The 3,044-nt window shown below is 62.0% G+C and carries 3 protein-coding genes; 2 read left to right on the forward strand and 1 reads right to left on the reverse strand.

Features of this window, described 5'->3' with window-relative positions:
• The first annotated feature begins 145 nt into the window (after window positions 1–145).
• Window positions 146–1,039: a LysR family transcriptional regulator gene (locus tag QMX91_RS30215; protein WP_098964496.1), complete on the forward strand. Its 894-nt coding sequence runs from the start codon at window positions 146–148 to the stop codon at window positions 1,037–1,039.
• Between the two features lie 4 nt (window positions 1,040–1,043).
• On the opposite strand, the gene QMX91_RS30220 is transcribed toward QMX91_RS30215, so the two are convergent.
• Window positions 1,044–2,003, reverse strand: coding sequence for an aldo/keto reductase (locus QMX91_RS30220; RefSeq protein WP_282413840.1), 960 nt, complete (start codon window positions 2,001–2,003; stop codon window positions 1,044–1,046).
• Window positions 2,004–2,115: 112 nt separating this feature from the next.
• Here QMX91_RS30220 and QMX91_RS30225 point away from each other — a divergent pair, with 112 nt between their 5' ends.
• Window positions 2,116–2,889, forward strand: coding sequence for an alpha/beta fold hydrolase (locus tag QMX91_RS30225; RefSeq protein WP_282413841.1), 774 nt, complete (start codon window positions 2,116–2,118; stop codon window positions 2,887–2,889).
• Window positions 2,890–3,044 lie beyond the last annotated feature (155 nt).

Below are 3,044 nucleotides of genomic sequence, written 5' to 3' on the forward strand. Positions count from 1 at the left end.
TTTTTTTGTGGTTGTTTTTTCTTCACTAAAGAAAAAATTTGCGCAGCCGGCGGCAGCTCCTACAGGGAACTTGCGTCACTTTACCGAGCCGTACTCTTCAGATAATCGACTAGAATTCGAAAAAACTTATGCAGGACACTCATTAATGCTTCGAGAAAACGCCAGTGACCTGCTCGCCTTCCTCGCCGTGGCCCGCGAGCGCAGCTTCACCAAAGCCGCGGCCAGACTCGGCGTCTCGCAATCGGCGCTCAGCCATACCATCCGCGCCCTTGAGGCGCGTCTGGGCCTGCGCCTGCTGACCCGCACCACGCGCAGCGTCTCACCCACCGAGGCTGGCGAACATTTACTGCAGACCATCGGCCCGCGCTTCGAAGAGATCGAACAGGAACTGGCGGCCCTGAGCAACCTGCGCGAAACCCCGGCCGGCCGGATCCGCATCAGCGCCACCGACCATTCGCTGAACTGGCTGCTGCGCCCGGTGCTCAAGGAATTCCTGCCCCAGTACCCGGACATCGCCGTCGAGGTGATCTGCGATTACGGTTTCGTCGACATCGCCGGACAAGGCTTCGACGCCGGCATTCGGCTGGGCGAAGACGTGGCCCAAGGCATGATCGCCACCCGCATCGGCCCGGACATGCGCATGGCGGTGGTCGGCTCGCCGGCCTATTTCGCCAACCGTACACACCCGCAAACGCCAAGAGATTTGACTGACCACGCCTGCAACAACTTGCGCCTGCCCACCAACGGCGGGCTGTACACCTGGGAGTTCGAGAAGGGTGACGAAAGCCTCAAGGTGCGGGTGTCCGGGCAAGTCACGCTGAATGGCGTCTACCCGCTACTCGACGCCGCAGTCGACGGTTTCGGCCTCAGCTACATTCCGGAAAATATCGTCGCGCCGTATCTGGCCGACGGGCGTCTGGTGCAAGTGCTGGCAGACTGGTGCCCAACATTTGCCGGTTACCACCTGTACTACCCGAGCCGACGGCAGGCTGCGCCGGCGTTTGCGCTGTTGGTGGAGGCGTTGCGGTATCGCGGCTGACCGCCTACCCCAGCAGCGCAATCAACTGGTGGCGCTGCGCATCGGTGAGCATCGGCCCGAATCCGGCGCCAGCGTTGTCGGCCATGTAGCGCGGATTGCCGGTGCCGGGAATCACGCAAGTCACCGCCGGGTGCGACAGCAGGAACTTCAACGCCAGTTGCGGCCAGCTGTTGACCTGCACGTCCGAGACCCAGGCCGGCAACGGCTTGACCTTGAGACGAGCGAGCAACCCGCCGCCGCCAAAAGGCCGATTGCAGATCACCGCCACCCCGCGTTCACGGCACAGCGGCAGAATGCGTTTCTCCACGCCACGGTCATCGAGGGCGTAGTTGATTTGCAAAAAATCCAGTTGCTCGGCCTTGAGCACTGCTTCGACTTCATCGTAGGCCGACGGCGTGTAATGGGTGATGCCGATGTAGCGAATGCGCCCCTGTTCTTTCCATTCGCGCAGGATTGGCAGATGGCTCTGCCAGTCCAGCAGATTGTGGATCTGCATCAGGTCGATGCGTTCGGTGCGCAGCAGACGGAAGGATTCCTCCATCTGCGCGATACCTTCCTTGCGCCCTCGGGTCCAGACCTTTGTCGCCAGAAACGCGGGTGAACGCGGTTCGTGAATCGATAGCAGCTCGCCAGTGGTTTGCTCGGCGCGGCCATACATCGGCGAGCTGTCGATCAACGTGCCACCCTTTTTGAACAGCTCGTCGAGCACTGCTGGCAATGACTTGTAAGCCGGATCGCCGGGGGCAACGTCAAAGCCGCGATAAGTGCCCACGCCCACTATGGGCAACAGCTCGGAGCTGGAAGGGATGGCGCGGGTCTGCATGGTCTGGTCTCCTGCCTGGCTCGGCGAAGTGGCAGTCGGCGTGATGGCAGTGGCCAACGCCCGGTCAAAGGTCAGGACCGCCGAAACCCCGGCAGCCAGCGTGAGCAAGCGGCGACGGGAGCAACCCTCAGTGTGGCTCATGCGGGTTCCCCTGCTGCGTGAATCTGTTGCACGTTGTGTGCGACGGCTGCCGGCCCGATTCGCTGGACTACACTGCCACTGCGAACACCCCCGCCCCGTTAAAGTTAGTCGAATGTCCAGAAAACTGATGTCACTCGTCGCCTTGCTCATCGCCCTCTACCTGTTGCTGTGCGGGGCGCTGTTCATTTTTCAGCGCTCGCTGATCTATTTCCCCCAGCCTGACAACGCCGTGACTACGGAAGATTCGCGGCTGAAACTGGCGATGCCGGAGGCCGATGTGTGGGTGACCACGCGCGCGCATGCCGGGCCAAAAGCGCTGATCTACTTTGGCGGCAATGCCGAGGATGTGTCGCGCAATCTGCCGTCGTTCAGTGAGGCTTTTCCCGACTACGCGGTGTTTTTGCTGAACTACCGGGGCTTCGGTGGCAGCGGCGGCTCACCTTCGGAAGAAGCGATTGCCGAAGATGCGTTGGCGCTGTTTGATCAGGTGTACGCCAGCCATCCGCAGATTGCCGTGATCGGCCGCAGCCTGGGATCGGGGGTGGCGGTGCGGCTGGCGAGTCAGCGTCCGGCGACCAGATTGATTCTGGTGACGCCGTACAACAGCCTCGAAGAAATTGCCGTCCGCCAATACCCGTGGTTTCCGGTCAAATGGTTGCTCAAGGATCGCTTCGAGTCGGGCCGCTATGCCGCGCACATCCGCGTGCCGACGTTGCTGTTGGCGGCCAGCGATGACGAAGTGATTCCACGAGACAGCACGCAGCGGCTGCTGACGCATTTCCCCAAAGGCGTGGCGACGCTGCGGGTGGTGCCGGATTCGGGGCACAACTCGATTTCCGAGCGGGTGCAGTATCTGCAGTGGATGCAGGAAGTGCTTGATCACTGATAGCCGATTATTGCGTTAGCTGAACTGGCCCCTTCGCGAGCAGGCTCGCTCCCACAGAGGTACGCATTGCCAAGGTGGGAGCGAGCTTGCTCGCGAAGACGCCAGTGCAGACAGCCCAAAGTCCGGCGGGGGGGGGGGGGGGGGGGGGGGGGGGG

Origin of the sequence: Pseudomonas sp. PS01299 (assembly GCF_029960145.1) — a bacterium.
GTDB lineage: Bacteria > Pseudomonadota > Gammaproteobacteria > Pseudomonadales > Pseudomonadaceae > Aquipseudomonas > Aquipseudomonas putida_A.

What these genes read in the sequence shown, in the direction of transcription:
- QMX91_RS30215 (WP_098964496.1), top strand. Translation starts at nt 146, where the DNA reads ATGCTTCGAGAAAACGCCAGTGACCTGCTCGCCTTCCTCGCCGTGGCC.
- QMX91_RS30225 (WP_282413841.1), top strand. Translation starts at nt 2,116, where the DNA reads ATGTCCAGAAAACTGATGTCACTCGTCGCCTTGCTCATCGCCCTCTAC.
- QMX91_RS30220 (WP_282413840.1), bottom strand. Translation starts at nt 2,003, where the DNA reads ATGAGCCACACTGAGGGTTGCTCCCGTCGCCGCTTGCTCACGCTGGCT.